The following is a 16,713-nucleotide window of genomic DNA, read 5'->3' as shown; positions in this document are numbered from 1 at the left end:
AAAGCTTCGAGAGGAAATGGCATGTCGTTCATTTCATCCATTCGCTACATCAAGCCCGATGAACATCGGGCTTTTGTCGCTGAACGTCTCAAGGCACTCAAGAAGCAGCTTGATGACGACATTCACGCCAAGACAAGCGATAGTTCGCTGCGGCTGGCGACCTGGAACATCATGCATTTCTCTGATGGCGGCGCTTACGATCGCACGACGGAATCGCTGCTCTACATTGCGGAGATCATCGACCATTTCGATCTGGTTGCGATCCAGGAAGTCAATCACGACCTGAGGAAGTTCGAACTCCTGATGCAGCGCTATCTTGGCGATGACTGGGATTATATCCTCACCGACGCCAGCGGCAATCGTGAACGCCTGGCCTTTGTCTACCGCAAGGCGAAGGTTCGTTTCCTTCGCGAAGCAGGTGAAATCGTGTTGCCTGAAGGTCAGGAGATCGTTGCGCCTGATCAGGAAAATGCGACGCGCAAGCTGCAGTTCGCGCGAACACCTTTCGCAGTGACTTTTCAGGCGGGCTGGTTTCGATTCAAGTTGTGTACCGTGCATATCTATTACGGAAAGTCGGCAGACGGCTCTCCCGAAATGGAACAGCGTCGCGGCGAGATCGAGAAGATCGCGGGCTTTCTGGCAAATGTGCAAAAAGCGGAAAAACGTAACTCGGGCACAGACGCCAACATGATCCTGCTCGGTGACTTCAACATCATAAGTCCGGAACACAGGACCATGAAAGCGCTGCTGGACGCCGGCTTTGTCACCACCGACGGCATCAAAGATGCTGCGACCAGCCTTTCAGGCAAGCACCACTATGACCAGATTGTCTTCAAGCTCGCAGAGCGGAGAGTGAAACTCGGCGCTTCGGGTGTTCTGGACATCTTCAGCAGTGTGTATCGGAGCGAGGACGCAGATCACTACGCGAGCAAGTCGGGGATCGCGAAGATATCCAACACCAGTGACGGGGCGGCCCGCACGGAAGAGAAGGCGATGGACTACTTCCGCAATTACTACCGCAAGCACCAGTTGTCCGACCACAACCTGCTCTGGTGCGAGATCAAGACAGACTTCTCAGGCCATTATCTCGATGCGGTGGCCGCAGGAAAAGATCCACGTAAAATGTAGATCTGACAGACCGCGCGACTGCACCCCACTTTAGAGGCTCTCGGACTATTGGCGAGCCTGTGGTCAAGCGATGTGGATCGCGAGCAGCAGCCACTGAACGAAATTGATCAACAAGCTCACGATGAATAGCGGGCGGCGGATCCTGAGGCGGTTGCTCGTCAGGTGGACCCAGGCGTGGGCTGCACGTGCCAATACGAAGGCCCAGCCAGCCACGACGGCTGCCATGCCGGCAGCACCGGTCACAAACAGCGACAGGCTGGCTGCGAAAAACAGCACCGGCAGTTCGAACTGGTTGGACAGGTTGCGGATCGCAGTCGCGCTTGGCTCAGGTTCGATTGAAGGAACCTTGAAATCCGCCGCTTTGGCTTTGCCTGCCTTGATCGAACCGACGCGGCGCGCGGACACCGTCGCATAAACCACATAAGTCAGAAGCACCTGAGCCAGTACCGGCCAGAAGATTGCAGTAGATGAGGTCATGGTACCAACTGCCCGTTGTCGCTGAAGTCCCAACTTCCCTAAACTGCATTCACGTCATCGGCAAGGGTTGGGTTTCTCAGGCCTCGGTTAGTGGCGGATCTGCTTTCAGAGTGTTTGTCCATCGCCATACCCAAAGTGCGGCGATCAGACCAAGGGCAAGTCCGGCACTGGCAAATTTGCCCCGGGTCAGGACCTGCAGCACGAAAACAAACTGCTCGTTGAACGCGAGCTCGAGCGCCTTAGGGCCGAACATCGCGTCGGCAACCGAGTTCTCGATGAAGTCGCATGCGAGGTAAGTGAAGGCCAGAGCGAGGACGAGGCCAAAGCCGATGGCAGCCATACGCGGAGTCTGGATCGGCTGCCTCAACCTGTAAAGCGCGGCAAACGCCAAAAAACCGAGACTGGCTGTCAACATTGGCGGAAAGACCAGATCATAGCCCGCATGCAGCAGGACATATGCTTCCGATGCACTCGGCCTGTTCTTTCCCAGTGAAATGGCGTGATCGGAGACAAAAGCCATAAACAGTGCGCGGGCCCCGTCCATATCGTAACCCAACGGAAGCTGGTCAGGTATTTTCATGCCGCCCACCAGGCCGCTGATGTCGGGCGCCTTGACGTAGAACATGTAGGCGAGCAGCCCGGCCGTGAGCACACACAGCAGCCAGCCGGGCCAGAGGCGTTTCATTACATCGCGCCGGGATAGTTGGGGCTTTCCCGGGTGATGGTCACATCATGGGTGTGGCTCTCGCGCAGACCTGCTCCGGAGATGCGAACGAAGGTCGCCCGGTCATGAAAGCTCTGCAGATCGGCAGCGCCGACATAGCCCATGGCCGCCTTGAGGCCGCCAGCGAGCTGATGCAAGACGCCTGAGACAGGTCCCTTGTAGGGAACCTGGCCCTCGATACCTTCAGGCACCAGCTTGAGCGTATCGCGAACTTCGGCCTGGAAGTAGCGATCCGCCGAGCCACGCGCCATCGCACCGACAGAGCCCATACCGCGATAGGCCTTGAACGAACGGCCCTGGTGCAAATAGACCTCACCCGGGCTTTCATCCGTGCCGGCCAGCAAAGAGCCGATCATGACGGCAGATGCACCGGCAGCGATGGCCTTGGCCAGATCTCCCGAATATTTGATGCCGCCGTCAGCGATCACGGGAACACCGTGCTTCTGGGCTTCATCAACGGCGCTCATGATTGCGCTCAGCTGCGGCACACCGACACCGGCGACGATACGCGTGGTACAGATCGAGCCTGGTCCGATACCTACCTTGACCGCATCCGCGCCTGCATCGATCAGCGCCTTGGCGCCTTCGGCTGTGGCCACGTTGCCAGCCATGATGCGAACCGAGTTGGACAGCTTCTTGGCGCGGGTGACCGCGTCGAGCACCCGCTGCGAATGACCATGGGCGGTGTCAATCACCAAGAGATCAACGCCAGCAGCAATCAGCCGCTCGGCACGCTCAAATCCATCTTCACCGACAGATGTTGCCGCGGCGGCACGCAGCCGCCCCTGCTCGTCCTTGGAGGCGTGCGGATTGAGCTGCGACTTCTCGATATCTTTGACAGTGATCAGGCCAACGCAACGGCCTTCGGCATCGACGACAACAAGTTTTTCGATGCGGTGAGTGTGCAGAAGCCGCTTGGCTTCGGTTTGCTCGACGCCTTCCTTGACGGTGATCAGGTTCTCATGGGTCATCAGCTCGCGGATCTTCTGATCCGGATTGGATGCGAAGCGGACATCCCGGTTGGTCAGAATACCGACGAGATAGCCCGGACCGCTGGAAGTGCCGCGGTGCTCGACAACCGGAATGCCGGAAATGCCATGAGACTTCATCAGGCCAAGCGCTTCGGAAAGTGGCGCCTCGGGGCTGATGGTCACCGGATTGACAACCATGCCGCTTTCGAATTTCTTGACCTGATGGACCTGTTCGGCCTGTTCTTCAGGTGTCAGGTTGCGGTGGATGACACCGATGCCGCCTGCTTGGGCCATAGCGATTGCCAGCCGCGCCTCTGTAACCGTGTCCATTGCCGACGAAATGATGGGAAGATTGAGATCAAAATCGCGGGCGATTCGGGTCGCGACATTGGCCTGGCCCGGCATCACTTCCGAATGCGCTGGCTGCAGCAGCACGTCATCAAAAGTCAGCGCTTCAGCGCCTGTTATGGATTGGATAATGGTCGCCATCGCCTTGTCGGCTCCGTCTTGTTCGGGGCCGCCCGAACCGGGCCGCCCGGTGCTGTTTCGGGTGTCTTGCGTTGGCAGCGGCAAGTACCACGCTTCCTCAGCTTATGAAAGAGCCGGGAAGCGTTTGGTCAGCAAATTTCGCTGCGGCGCACACATTCACTGCAGCGATAAAACAAAAACCCGGGCATTGCTGCCCGGGCCCTGGCTCTCACACCGGGATTACGCGACCTTTCAGAGATCGAACTGGTAGGTCTCGGGGATGAAGCGATAGCCTTCGGAAGCCTTTTCAATGAACCCGACCGACGGGAACGGCATGTGGTAGCCAACAAATGGCAGGCGGTCGGCGGCAACCATGTCGAAGACGGCCGTGCGGGTCTTTGCGGCCATGGCCTTGTCCGAGTCGAAAACGACTTCCCATTCGGGCCGCTGCAGAGACAGCACAAAATGGTTAGCTGTGTCAGCCGTCAGCATCAGCTTGCGGCCAGCCGATTCCAGACCGTAGATCATGTGGCCCGGCGTGTGGCCGAACGCGGCCATAGCGGTGATGCCTGACACCACGCTTTCGCCGTCGCCGATAAAGCTCATCTTTTCTGCAAGCGGCACAACTTTGGCCACCACACCCTTGTGACCATTTTCGGCGCCCGTTCCGATACGATCTTCCGACGACCAGAAATCATATTCCGCCTGACCGGTGACATAGCGGGCATTGGGGAAAGCGGGGGAACCTGATTCCATCAGACCGCCGATGTGATCGCCATGCAGATGAGTAAGCACGACCACTGTGACCTGCTCCGGCGTGTAACCGGATGCCATGAGATTGGCGAGCGTCTGGCCGACGCCGCCCTCGCGGCCGCCTTCTCCGTTACCGGTGTCAAACAGGATCAGATCGGATCCAGTGTTTACCAGCGTCGGGGCGAAGGTGAACTGCATCTTGTCGACCGGCAGGTAATTGGACTTGAGAAGTTCACTCACTTCTTCTTCGGTCTTGTTGGTGCCGAAGATGTTTTGAGGCCCAGGAACGACGCGATGCCCGTCAGAAAGGACGGTAATCTCAAAGTCGCCGAGGGAGAAGCGTTTGAATGCCGCCGGCTGTGCTGCCGCCATTGGCACTTCGGCCTGGGCCGCGCGAACAAGAAGCTGAGGAGCTGCTAAAGCGCCAGCGCCAAGCGCAGTCGCCTTGAAGAGATTGCGGCGAGAAAGGCTGGATTGAATTGACACGTGAAGGTCCTCCGGGAGCCAGTTGGAAATGCATTCCGGATTTGGCGCAGTCCCTGTCATCGACAAGTGCCACTTGAAAGCTCGGCTTGGTGACGGTTCGTCCACGCACCGTGAACAATCTAAAAAACAACTAAATATTTATCGGTTCAAAACCGCAATTCGGCGAACAACCGTGTAAATTTAGGGTTGAATTTTTTTCTCCGTACGCGGCATAGGGTGTGCAAGAAGGGAGCCACATCGTGAAGAAGCTGCTCGTCCTGATTATCGCCTCCATCGCATCCTTTCTGGTCCTGTATGCTCTCGTCAGCAAAGACCAGCCTGCCCGACATCCAACCTTGAACGTTACAGACCTGCCACCGCTGATTGCGATGCATGATTTGTATCCCGCCTCCCAAGATGCCGGTGATGAACTGGCATTAGGGACCGGAACCAAAATCGTCTGGGAGGCAAAAAGCGGCGGCGCGGGCGAGATCAAGGCACAACTGACCCGTCCGTCTGCCGGGCCTGTTTCCGGCCCATTGCCAGCGGTCATCGTGATCAAAAGCGAACTGCCTAGCGGGACTGGGCCGGATAGTGACCGAACTGTCCGCTTCCTGTCCAATCGCGGCTATGTGGTGCTGTCGATCGATTGCGGGACCATTGACAGATCTCACAAAGACCAGGGAACTGTTGATCCAGAGCCAGGCAGATGCGCCGAAGCCACCATAGCAGAGGATGCCAGAGCTCTCATCGACCAGGGAATTGCAGATCCATCGGCTCTTGCGATCATCGGTTCAGGCTTCGGCGGTTACCTCGCACTGATGACGATGTCACTCGAACCCGAGTTGTTCAAGGCAGCTATCGTGCATGCTGCGATTATCGATCTGGTCGACCGGCGTCCCGAAAACAGCCTCATAGCGAAAACGCAGCAAGCCGTGATGAAGAACGATTTTTCTCCTGCCGAGACAGGTCAGCATTCAAGGCATGCAGCAGCGAAATCTCCGGTTGATCTGGTCGGGAAGATTCGGGGCGCGATCCTGATGACCCATGGAAATGCAGATACTGTGGTCCCTGTGGAACAAGCGCAGGCCTATTCGCGGGAACTTCTTGCGGCCAGCAACGGTAGCGAGGTCGTCTTTTTCGACAATGAACGCCATTGCTATTCCCATTGGCAAACCCGGGTTCAGGTCGCGCGCCTGACAGAGAATTTTCTCGCTCGTCACCTGGGCGGCCGGAACGGTGGATACGACTACATAGAGCTGTTGGCGAAGTGGTTCTGGTACGACCTCCGGGAGCACACACCGCCAACACTGGCCGGCAAGTGCACCCCTTCCTAACCACTGGCCAATTACATATAGCGGCATCCGTGCGCAGGATCTCTATCCCCTTAGACGATCCTGGATCAGGCGGCGGTTTCCATCAGAAGCCTTCGAGCACGACCTTGCCTTTGGCTGTTCCGGTCTCAATGAGCGCATGGGCCTTGCGCAGGTTTTCCGCATTGATCGGACTTAGAACTGTATCGAGTGTTGTGCGAATACGTCCGGCGTCGATTTCAACGGCCACATAGCTGAGCAATTTGTGCTGTTCGATCATGTCCGGCGTCTGGTGCATCGCGCGGGCAAACATGAATTCCCAATGCAGACTGGCAGACTTGGTTTTCATGCCGGCCATCGGCATTGGCTGATCGGTGTTGTCAATCGAGACAATCCCTCCCTGAGGCCGGATCAATTCGACCGCGGTCTCCCAGTGACGCATGTCATTGAAGATGGCGATGTGATCAACATGCTGGAATCCCAGCGCACGCACCTGCTCGACCATCGGTTCACGATGATTGATGACGTGATCGGCGCCGAGTTGCTGGACCCATTCTGTCGTTTCGGGGCGCGAAGCCGTGGCTATGACCACCAGTCCGGCCGCCTTGGCCAATTGAATGCCAATCGAGCCGACACCACCGCCTGCCCCGACGATGAGAATGGACTGCCCTTTGTCGCCGCCATCGCGATCAATGCCCAGACGGTCGAAAAACGCTTCATAGGCGGTGATCGTCGTTAGCGGCAAAGCCGCGGCTTCCGCAAAGCTGAGGCTTTTGGGCTTGAACCCGACGATTCGTTCATCGACCAGCTGGAACTCGGCATTCGAGCCCGAGCGCGTGATGTCTCCAGCATAGTAGACCTCATCGCCCGGTTGAAAGAGCGTGACATCCGGACCGACAGCCTCGACCACGCCGCTGGCATCCCAACCGAGAACGCGAGGAGTGTCCTCAACCTGGTCTTTCGGAGCGCGGACCTTGGTGTCGACCGGATTGACGGAAACGGCCCTCACCGACACCAGAACGTCGCGGCCCGCGGCAATCGGCTTTGGCAGTTCGACATCGAGAAACGTATTGGGATCAGTGACGGGAAGGTAGTGTGTGAGGGCAACAGCTTTCATTGTGAAGTCTCCTGGTCAGACTGCGTCAGTCAAATGATTTCGGTCATCTCGTTGAGCGTAAATGCGCCTATGGCGCTTTTGATTACCTCCATATAGGTCGTCTAGCGCGACAGAGTAATCGCAGGCCGCAATAAGCTTGAATTTCTCCGGATTTTGCAGAACATGAATTGCGCAGTGGCTCGTTGCAGCCTCTTGAGTGCGCAACACTCAATCCCAGCCAAACTGCGTGAGAAAATTGACATATTGTCACCCTTTCGACACCGGCGAATTCCTGCAATACCGGTTGTCCGCGTTGCTGAGCAACCTCGAAACAGCCTCCCTCCCCTAACGGATACGCCTCTTGAACCGATCCATTCCGCTTGTTCTGGCCGTCGCCCTGTTCATGGAGCAGATGGATTCAACCGTTATTGCAACCGCCCTGCCGGCGATTGCTGCCGACCTTCAGACAAACCCGATCTCGCTGAAGCTCGCACTGACCGCCTATCTTGTGTCACTCGCCATCTTCATTCCGATTTCCGGATGGATGGCCGACCGGTTCGGCGCGCGGCGGATCTTTGCCATTGCAATCGGCGTGTTCCTGGCCGGATCGATCGCCTGTGCGGTCTCGAGCAGCCTCATCGAATTCGTGCTCTCGCGTTTCCTGCAAGGGATGGGCGGCGCCATGATGACACCGGTTGGACGGCTGGTGCTGCTGAGATCAACGGAAAAATCGCAATTGGTCAGCGCCATGGCGTGGCTAACGATCCCGGCTCTGGTCGGCCCGATGGTCGGCCCTCCCGTGGGCGGCTTTCTCACCACCTTCCTGAGCTGGCACTGGATCTTCCTGATCAACATTCCGATCGGACTTGCGGGCATCGTGTTCGCGCTGAAAATTCTACCCGACGATAATGTCCGCGTTCGCGACAGGCTGGATTGGCTGGGCTTCCTGCTGTCGGGGGCAGCTGCCTCTGGGATTGTTTTCGGCCTGTCCGTCATCAGTCTTCCGGTCTTGCCGCCTGTCTGGGGGATCGCCGCGACCGTCGGCGGCATCCTGTCCCTGGTCGCCTATCTCAGACACGCCCGCGCTCATCCAAAACCCCTGCTCGACCCCAAGCTGTTGAGGAACCGGACATTTGCTCTGTCGCTGCTTGGCTCGAACCTGTTTCGGATTGGCGCAGGCGCGGTTCCCTTCCTGCTGCCGTTGATGCTGCAACTCGCGTTCGGCATGACGCCGTTCCAGTCCGGCATGATAACCTTTGTGTCGGCTGCCGGCGCCATCATGATGAAATTCCTCATCAAGCGGATCCTGAGCTTTGTCGGATTTCGCACCACACTCCTGGTGGCCGCTTTGGGAGCGGCCCTGTCCATTGCGGTCAACGGGTTCTTCACCCCAGCCACATCCATTGCGCTCATGATGGTCATCCTGTTCTTCGGCGGCCTCGTCAGGTCAATGTTCTTCACGTCGGTCAATGCCCTGACTTTTTCCGAGATCAGTTCGGAAACCGCGGCCCAGGCGAGCTCGTTTACCTCGGCTTTCCAGCAGGTCGCCATCGCTATCGGGGTTGCGGTCGCCGGCGGCATTGTCGAGGTGGTCAGCACAATGAACGGCGGAGTACTTGACCTCAGCGCATTTCACACCGCGTTTTTCGTGGTGGCAGCCATCACGGCTTTCGCAGTTATACCGTTTCTCGCCCTGCCGCCTGACGCAGGAGGTCAGGTTTCAGGGCACACGCTCAAGCGGGCTGGCGGGCGCGCGGCATCACCCGTCCGCAGCTAGCTCCGGTTGGCTGCGGCCCTTGAAGCCCTTTGCCAGCACGAACATCTCGACCGACTCGGCGCGCGATGATGGTGGCTTGATGTGTATGACCGACTTGAAGTTCTGTTTGAGCAGGGTCAGCAGGTCGTTCTCGGTGCCGCCCTGGAAGGTCTTGGCGAGAAAATGCCCTCCCGGCGTGAGTACCTCGATTGCAAAATGTGCAGCCACTTCGCACAGATGCATGGTCCTGAGATGGTCAGTGCGCTGGTGACCGGTGGTGGGTGCCGCCATGTCCGACAGCACGACGTCCGGCGAGCCACCCAGCGCGTCCTTCAAGGCCTGAGGTGCGGCATCATCGAGAAAATCCATCTGCAGGAACTTGACGCCCGCCAGGCCATCCATTTCCAGAAAATCGATAGCCACAACCTTCGGGTCTTCATCGGTGGAATCGGTGACCTGAGCTGAAATCTGTGACCAGCCGCCGGGGGCGGCGCCCAGATCGATGATCCGCTTGGCCTTGTCGAGAATCTTGTGCTTGGCGTCGATTTCCAGAAGCTTGTAGACAGCGCGCGAACGGTAGCCTTCCTGCTTGGCCTGCTGGACATAGGGATCGTTGAGATGCCGCTCGATCCAGCGCCTGGAAGACGCCTTGAGCTTGCTCTTTCGCTTTACTTTCTGTCCGAGCTTGCGCCCGGTTGGTCCTGTTGGAGGACGTGTCATGGATTTTCCCCCTGGCTCGACCGCTGGTTCCGGAAGCGGAAGTTTCTGCCACTTCGCCGCCAGGCACCGTCGGACGCCATCATTTCATTGAGCAGACCTTCGCGCAGGCCCCGGTCGGCAACCCGCATCCGTTCCGATGGCCAGCGCTTTCGGATCGACTGAAGGATGGCGCAACCGGCCAGAACCAGGTCCGCCCGGTCAGCGCCGATACAGGGATTGGCGGCCCGGGCTTCAAAATCCCAGGACAGCAGCCTGTCGAGCATACGGTCAACTTCATCGTTCGAGAGCCAGAGCCCGTCGACTTTGCGGCGGTCATAGCGTGGCAGGTCCAGATGCAGACCGGCAAGCGTGGTGACGGTTCCCGATGTGCCGAGCAGGTGAATCCGGCTCTCGCCCCGTCCTGAAAACGCAGGCAATGGCGGCGGATCAAAACTGGCGAGCATCGCATCGACTTCCGCGACCATCGCCTGAAATACGTCCGGCGTCACCAGGCAACCGCCATGGCGCTCGGACAGCGTGACAACGCCAACCGGCAGCGAGGTCCAGGCCTTGATGTGATTGGCCAGGCGATTCGAACGGTTTTCTGTCAGGTCGATCATGGCGATCTCGGAGGAGCCGCCGCCGATGTCAAACAGAACCAGACCATCGGTCTCCCGCCCGACAAGCGACGAGCAGCCTGCGACCGCCAGCCTGGCCTCGGTCTCGCGGGTGACGATCTCAAGCTCGAGGCCTGTCTCCGCCAGCACACGTTCAAGAAATTGAATGCCGTTGCGCGCCGAACGGCAGGCTTCGGTTGCAATCAGACGGTGGCGCCGCACGGGGCGGCTTTTCAGCTTTCCGGCACAGATCTTCAAGGCCTCGACGGCCCGGTCCATGGCGTCTTGCGACAATTCGCCGGTGGCATCGAGCCCCTCACCAAGCCTGACAATGCGGGAGAAGGCATCCACAACCCGGAACTGCCCCGGCCGCGTGGGCTGGGCAATCAATAAACGGCAATTGTTGGTACCCAGGTCAAGGGCTGCGTAAAGATCATCGGCAGGCCTGCGCGCGATCGGCGCTGATGCACCGACTGCTTGTGGCGAAGCTGCAGTTGCGTGGGCGTGGCCCGCTCCACCCGATTGGGCTTTCGCCTGGCCGGGGGCTTTCTGAGGCGCAAGCGGGCGGCCCTGAATTTCACGGCCAGATTTGCGGCGGCGACGGCGACCCTTCTTTTCAGCGGGCGCTGCGGGACCTGCGCCAACCGGCGGGTTGCTGGTCTCGGCAGAGCCGGACTGAAGGGTAACACCCTTCTCTTCGACCTTGCGCGCAGACTTCCTCCGCCGCCGTCTGCGTCGTCCCGACGGCTCCTGGCCGCCCTTCTTGTCGGTGGATTCACTGGCCGAAGATCGCTCTGATGGCGTTGCATCAGAAGACGAACTTGGGGACACGGGTTTGCCATGTCCCTGCTTCACGCCATCTGCCGCTGCCTTCGAGGCGCGTTCAGACGGCCCTTCACCTGCCAGTGATGCACCTACGTCTGGCGTGTCGCCGTCCCGAAGGTCTTTCACGGTCTGTCCTGTCATGCGCGGCGAGCAAGAGGCCCGCACTGCGCTTCACGGTTTGTTGTTGGGGAAAGATTAGCAAAGCGGTGGCCATAACGCAAAACCCTTTTTGTGCGGTCAGCAGTTGAGTGCAAGCCCAGGCCTTGCTGCGCACGCATCGATATAGTTTGCACAGAATTCAAAAAACTGTGCAATCCGGGTTTGCATCCCGAGAGTTTATTGGCTATAAGCCGCCGCGCTGACCCGATTTTTTCCGGTCCGCCCATGTTGGGGAATAGGTTAACGGTAGACCCACGGACTCTGACTCCGTTAGTCCTGGTTCGAATCCAGGTTCCCCAGCCAAATTTTTCAAATACTAAGCGGTAGCGCAAATTTCTTAGGCACGCACTAGGCACGCACAATTGGTTATTGCACGGGTACGATTCTCAAGCACGCGAGTTCACGGTCACGGATAAGAACGCCGTCCGTCCCACTAGAACCGCTCGACCTGACCTGCTCCCCATGGAGTCCGCGTCTATAAGTTAGCCCTGTTCAGGTTTTGGTCTTGCTTTGACCGGTTAGCATTTTCCGCAGGTGAGAAAGCGTGCTCGCGGCCTCCCGAACGACAACGCGGGGCTTTTTTTGAAATTGTATTAATTCTGTCGACCGTTGACTAGACATGCCGCATGCGCGCATTTGAAACAGAAGACAGCTTATTCTGGCACTGCAACTTATAGGGTATCTGATGCTAATTGCAGGTGGGCTTTACCGGGAGATCTGTCTCAGACCGGCATGGAATGGCTTGTTTGGCTCTGGAGGTCGAGCAGCGCTCGCAATTGTCGGACAGTCTGATAGCCCCGTGCTTCACAGCTATTTTGAAGATGCTGACAATACAGATCTTGCGATCTATTGTGATCATGGAATCAAACTTGATCTATCTCCCAGGCAATCTGGCATAGCATTCGCCTATTTTCACCCGCTTTCCAAGCCACACCTCGAGCAGAGCGATTTGACAAAGTGTCAGCCGCTTCAAGTACATGGTGACGTAGTTCTCCGCTTCGGTTTCGTCGAAGGAGATGCCATCGTTTCTGCAAGACGAGCAACTTTTGATCCACAGGGTTGGCGAGACCCTTTGGGCTTTTGCGCCAACGGGTCATTCGCTGAAGAATTAGCTCTCGTGCTCAACGAAACCGAGCTTAGCAGAATGGAAGCCGATCTCTCCGTGAATGAAGCGGCACGAAAACTTATTCGATCAGGGCAGGCGAACGTTGTAGTAATCAAGCGGGGGGTTTTTGGCGCGACGGTATTGGATCAAACTTTAAAGTCCTATGCAATTCCTGCCTTCAAGTCGCAGCGTGTGTTCAAGATTGGTACCGGCGACGTTTTCTCGGCGTTGTTTTCTCTTTATTGGGGAGAACACGGACGCAGTCCGGCGCATGCTGCGTATGAAGCCTCAAAAGGAGTTGCGCACTACGCCGCTACACAACTACTTCCAGTAGAAACCGCTACTTGTGAGTACCGCGCGGTCAATTCGAAACTGATAGGCTCTATCAACGTGTTCGGCCCGGCGAATACGATCGGAAGATATTATACCTTCGAGGAGGCGGTGTTTCGGCTTCGCGAACTGGGTGCCGATGTACAAGCACATTTCGATGTAGGTGATGATCGCAGACCTTCTGCGATGTTAATTCTCGCCGATGGTATGGGAGAAGAAATGGTTAAGTCTGTGCTTGAAAGGCAGCGCGGGCTACCTGTTGTGATTCTCGACGAAACGCGAGACCACCATTGTATTGGGCTAGGTGGTAATGTGACGGTGACCGCCGATTTTGCGACTGCGCTCTATCATGCCTGTTGGGCCGCAATGAAGTTGGAAGCTACACGCTAATCAACCTTGAATTGTTGCGCTGGATAGCGCAATCCTAGTTTAGGATGCAGAGTGGGGGAAATGTTTGTGTATGGCTGATGTCTACCTAATCTACGCTCGGGAAGATGAGGGCGCAGCCCGCAACTTGTTCGACAATCTGAGTCCGCGATGGAGTGTATGGTGGGACCAGCTCGTCAAAGAGCGTTTTTCTGATGAAATTGTTGCTGAAATGGCGAAAACACGCTGCGCGGTTGTCCTTTGGTCAAAGGCGTCACGCATAAAGGACACAGTGATCGACGAAGTTAAGCTTGCACAGAAGCAATCCGTAAAAATTGTGTGTGCTTCATTGGACGGCAGCGAACCAGCTTACGGATTTGGAGGCTATAGCACTTCCGATCTGAGCGGCTGGATGGGCGAGAACGATCATCCAGGCTACAAGTTACTCTTTGGACGGCTCATGTCAGTCCTTCCTGCTCCACAACCTCCATCTCAACCGAACTCGTTAGCATATGGTCGCATACCACTGCCTGCGATGTTTTTATCGGTATCTTCTTTCGAAACTCAATTGGTCCCAGAAGGAGCCGTGAAGGCACTGGCTCTAGCTAGGGCCCCAGCAATACTGGTCTCAGCCTGGGACTTGGTACGTAGGCGCAAACCTGAAGCATTGATAGAAGCGCTTCGAGAGTACCGACAAACAGGTGGCTTCATCTTGCTCGATTCTGGAAATTACGAAGCGTCACGTCTATCCACGAAACATTGGCGTGTTGACGACCTCCAAGAAGCTCTGGCGGCATTCCCACCCGACTGGGCCTTTGCATTCGACAAAATAAGAGCATCTTGGCCGAAAAAAGAAATGTCTGCTGAAAGAATTACCGAGACCATTCTCGAAAGGGTCCAGTGCGACCAAGCTCTTACTTCAGCTCCTATTTTGCCAGTCGTTCATGCTCCCCGGCTGTCCTCAAGCGGCTATTTAGTTGATGTACTTCCTGACATTTCTCGGCGTGTAGCAGAGGCGTTGCAGCCCGCTATGATTGGCATCCCTGAACGGGAGCTTGGCGCGGGCATGGGACAGCGCGTAAAGACAATGCAAGCTATTCGACGTGAGCTGAACAAATTGACATTCTACCAACCGGTTCATCTTCTCGGGACAGGGAACCCTTGGACTATTGCAATTATGACAGCTGCTGGGGCGGATGCTTTTGATGGGCTTGAATGGTGTCGTGTAATTGTCGATCATCAGGATGATCGTCTAAATCACTTTCAGCATTTTGACTTATTCACCGATCAGACGCAATTTGCTGACCTCGCGGTCGCAAGGGACGCGTTGAACGATGACAAAGTTGATTTTGCTGGCAAAGCGGCTTTCCATAACATCGACTACTTCATGCGATACAATCAAGAGCTCCGAGACGCAGTTTCTCAAAAGCGCATCGAGGGATTCGTCAATAAGCGTCTACCAAAAGTTGCGGTCGAAATGTTGCATCGCATTACAGAGGGACTGTTTGATTGATGAAATATGATGCAGCGCAAATAATGACGGCTGTGGCAAGCATCTGCCCTGAAATCCAACAGCGCGTGGATCGGACCACCCCATGCGGAGATGAGCGCAGTTTGTGGTGGGAACTTTCATCCTGTGTTCTCAGCAGTCAGGTTCCGTATTCGCTTGCAACGGCCGCAGCCGACGCGATCGACCAGTCCAACTTGCTTTTCGATCCTGTTTGCGATGATCAGCTCGAAGTTCGTTTAGAAGACGTACTGCGTAAGCCGCTTACCATTGCAGGAAGGCTTCGCACCTATCGATTTCCGTCTGCAAAGGCAGCACAGCTGGCTCGCACATACTATCGCATTCATTGCGAAGCCGATAGTCTGTCCTCACTGCTTGCTGGGTTCTCGACTGCAAGCGACGCCCGAAAGTGGCTGGTGGATCATGCACCTGGTCTAGGCCCTAAGCAGGCCAGCATGTTTCTACGCAACATTGGCACGAGTTATGATCTTGCAGTTATAGATCGCCATGTCCTGCGCTATATGGAAATCACTGGGGTGTTGCCACATAATGGTGGCGCGATTACTTCTCTGAAGCGTTATCGCAACGCTGAGAGCACACTGAGAACGCATGCCGATTCTGTTACCTGCTCTGTCGGGATCATGGACTGGGCAATCTGGATCGTAATGCGCGTCGCTAAACAATCAGAGGTTCAGCAAGCATGAGCGTTGTGACACTCGTATCGGGCGGCCTTGATTCCAGCTTGGTCGCATTGCTCGCAAAGGAAGAAGGCCTAACTCAACACCCTCTTTTCATTGACTATGGTCAGCGAGCAATGGAGAAGGAACTCTCGGCCTGCAGGGCCGTGTTGGCACGGCTTGAGCTCCCTTCACCCGAAGTGGCTCGGCTTGCTGGCTTCGGGGCCCTTATTCGATCCGGTCTGACCGATCCTAAACTAGACGTCCTCAATGAGGCGTTCACACCGGGTCGTAACATGCTATTTCTGCTTGTAGCTGCGAGTTACGCTTTTCAGTGCGGGGCCGATGCTGTGTCGATAGGGTTGCTGCACGAAGATACTAGCCTCTTTCCCGATCAGACATCGGCTTTTCTCTCCGATGCGCAAACAATGATCAGGCGATGCATGGGCCGCGACATTCGCGTCATTGCACCACTTGCTTCTTTCCACAAGGTCAACGTCGTGGCTCTGGCTCAGGTGAAAGGGATCGTCGGGACCTATTCCTGCCATCTAGGACTTGATGATGCGTGCGGTGTCTGTATCGCGTGTAACGAATTTAAGTTGGGGGAGGAGTAAATGGGTGGCGGCGGTGGAGGCGGCTGGAACCAGCTCGGCGATGTCAGTTCGCTCGAACAAAAGGCGCGAGAAGCACTCGCAAGGGGCAAGCGAAATGTTTTCATTAGTTTCGCCACTGAAGACATGAACGAGGTGAACCTGCTTCGTGCCCAAGCAAAAAATGAAAATAGCGATGTCGAATTCAACGATCACTCGGTTCGAGCACCCTACGACAGCGAACGCGCCGAATACATTCGGAAAAAAATCACCGAGCGCATCAATCGCTCGTCATTGACCGTCGTCTACATTTCCAGTGCGACGTCTAAGAGCCGTTGGGTAAAATGGGAGGTAGAGAAGAGCATTGAACTGGGTAAAAAGGTTGTTGCTGTACATTCAGGGGCAAGCTTTACAGGAAAAACTCCAAGTTGGATCGGCGAGAATAGAATAAAAGTTGTCCCTTGGGCCAGATTGGCTCCTGAGCTCAAATAATTTTTGGACAGGTGAGCAAGATCATCCTTTCGCGACGGCAAAGTGGCCTGCTTTGCAGGCAGAGGATTCGAACTCGATGACGCAACTTCTTCACGGTTTCCATTAAGCAACGCAGCTGCCATGAAGCCGCATTGATTGGTACGCTCACAAAGGAGTTTGTGGCAAAAAAAGCGACGGCAAGTTGCAATTTACTTC

General features: G+C 56.3%; 15 protein-coding genes and 1 tRNA gene. 9 read left to right on the top strand and 7 right to left on the bottom strand.

Features of this window, described 5'->3' with window-relative positions; all coding sequences use genetic code 11:
• The first annotated feature begins 21 nt into the window (after positions 1–21).
• Positions 22–1,128, top strand: a complete 1,107-nt coding sequence (locus WNZ14_RS09485) for an endonuclease/exonuclease/phosphatase family protein (RefSeq protein WP_342868316.1) — start codon at positions 22–24, stop codon at positions 1,126–1,128.
• A gap of 63 nt (positions 1,129–1,191) precedes the next feature.
• Here WNZ14_RS09485 and WNZ14_RS09480 read toward each other — a convergent pair whose 3' ends face one another.
• From WNZ14_RS09480 to WNZ14_RS09465, 4 genes are all read right to left on the bottom strand, one after another.
• Entirely contained in the window at positions 1,192–1,605 is a 414-nt protein-coding gene (locus WNZ14_RS09480; protein ID WP_342868315.1) for an MAPEG family protein, read from the bottom strand.
• Positions 1,606–1,681: 76 nt separating this feature from the next.
• Positions 1,682–2,290, bottom strand: a complete 609-nt coding sequence (locus tag WNZ14_RS09475) for a hypothetical protein (protein WP_342868314.1) — start codon at positions 2,288–2,290, stop codon at positions 1,682–1,684.
• Positions 2,290–3,789 carry an IMP dehydrogenase gene (gene guaB, locus WNZ14_RS09470; protein ID WP_342868313.1) on the bottom strand — a complete coding sequence of 500 codons (1,500 nt, stop codon included), beginning with the start codon at positions 3,787–3,789 and terminating at the stop codon, positions 2,290–2,292. Before guaB ends, WNZ14_RS09475 begins: the two co-directional genes overlap by 1 nt.
• Positions 3,790–4,020: 231 nt before the next feature.
• Positions 4,021–5,007, bottom strand: a complete 987-nt coding sequence (locus tag WNZ14_RS09465) for an MBL fold metallo-hydrolase (protein WP_342868312.1) — start codon at positions 5,005–5,007, stop codon at positions 4,021–4,023.
• A 239-nt stretch (positions 5,008–5,246) separates the two neighbouring features.
• On the opposite strand from WNZ14_RS09465, the gene WNZ14_RS09460 reads away from it, so the two are divergent.
• A complete protein-coding gene (locus tag WNZ14_RS09460) occupies positions 5,247–6,323 on the top strand; it encodes a prolyl oligopeptidase family serine peptidase (protein ID WP_342868311.1) in 1,077 nt (358 codons plus the stop codon).
• An 82-nt stretch (positions 6,324–6,405) separates the two neighbouring features.
• Here the strand turns inward: WNZ14_RS09460 and WNZ14_RS09455 are convergent, their stop codons facing one another.
• Positions 6,406–7,416 (bottom strand): zinc-binding alcohol dehydrogenase family protein, encoded by a 1,011-nt coding sequence (locus tag WNZ14_RS09455; RefSeq protein WP_342868310.1) that lies wholly within the window; start codon positions 7,414–7,416, stop codon positions 6,406–6,408.
• A gap of 340 nt (positions 7,417–7,756) precedes the next feature.
• Here WNZ14_RS09455 and WNZ14_RS09450 point away from each other — a divergent pair, with 340 nt between their 5' ends.
• A complete protein-coding gene (locus tag WNZ14_RS09450) occupies positions 7,757–9,172 on the top strand; it encodes a DHA2 family efflux MFS transporter permease subunit (RefSeq protein WP_342868309.1) in 1,416 nt (471 codons plus the stop codon).
• Here WNZ14_RS09450 and WNZ14_RS09445 read toward each other — a convergent pair.
• Both WNZ14_RS09445 and WNZ14_RS09440 read right to left on the bottom strand, forming a co-directional pair.
• Positions 9,155–9,871 (bottom strand): RlmE family RNA methyltransferase, encoded by a 717-nt coding sequence (locus WNZ14_RS09445; protein WP_342868308.1) that lies wholly within the window; start codon positions 9,869–9,871, stop codon positions 9,155–9,157. The two genes, WNZ14_RS09450 and WNZ14_RS09445, sit on opposite strands and share 18 nt — an antisense overlap.
• Positions 9,868–11,418 (bottom strand): Ppx/GppA phosphatase family protein, encoded by a 1,551-nt coding sequence (locus WNZ14_RS09440; RefSeq protein ID WP_342868307.1) that lies wholly within the window; start codon positions 11,416–11,418, stop codon positions 9,868–9,870. The genes WNZ14_RS09445 and WNZ14_RS09440 overlap by 4 nt, the downstream gene beginning before the upstream one ends.
• Before the next feature lie 262 nt (positions 11,419–11,680).
• Between WNZ14_RS09440 and WNZ14_RS09435 the strand changes: the two genes are divergently transcribed.
• The 6 genes from WNZ14_RS09435 to WNZ14_RS09410 all read left to right on the top strand — a co-directional run bounded on the left by WNZ14_RS09435 (position 11,681) and on the right by WNZ14_RS09410 (position 16,518).
• A tRNA-Gln gene (locus WNZ14_RS09435) sits at positions 11,681–11,754 on the top strand.
• 382 nt (positions 11,755–12,136) lie between these two features.
• Complete coding sequence (locus WNZ14_RS09430) at positions 12,137–13,276, top strand: hypothetical protein (RefSeq protein ID WP_342868306.1); 1,140 nt, start codon at positions 12,137–12,139, stop codon at positions 13,274–13,276.
• Positions 13,277–13,346: 70 nt separating this feature from the next.
• On the top strand, positions 13,347–14,765 hold the full coding sequence (locus tag WNZ14_RS09425) for a toll/interleukin-1 receptor domain-containing protein (protein WP_342868305.1): 1,419 nt from the start codon (positions 13,347–13,349) through the stop codon (positions 14,763–14,765).
• Positions 14,765–15,463 (top strand): DNA lyase, encoded by a 699-nt coding sequence (locus WNZ14_RS09420; protein WP_342868304.1) that lies wholly within the window; start codon positions 14,765–14,767, stop codon positions 15,461–15,463. The genes WNZ14_RS09425 and WNZ14_RS09420 overlap by 1 nt, the downstream gene beginning before the upstream one ends.
• A complete protein-coding gene (locus WNZ14_RS09415; RefSeq protein ID WP_342868303.1) occupies positions 15,460–16,050 on the top strand; it encodes a 7-cyano-7-deazaguanine synthase in 591 nt (196 codons plus the stop codon). Before WNZ14_RS09420 ends, WNZ14_RS09415 begins: the two co-directional genes overlap by 4 nt.
• On the top strand, positions 16,051–16,518 hold the full coding sequence (locus tag WNZ14_RS09410) for a TIR domain-containing protein (protein WP_342868302.1): 468 nt from the start codon (positions 16,051–16,053) through the stop codon (positions 16,516–16,518). It begins immediately after the preceding gene.
• Positions 16,519–16,713: the final 195 nt, after the last annotated feature.

Origin of the sequence: Hoeflea sp. AS60 (assembly GCF_038900115.1) — a bacterium.
Classification (GTDB): Bacteria; Pseudomonadota; Alphaproteobacteria; order Rhizobiales; family Rhizobiaceae; genus Hoeflea.
This window is presented reverse-complemented; position numbering and strand designations above follow the sequence as displayed.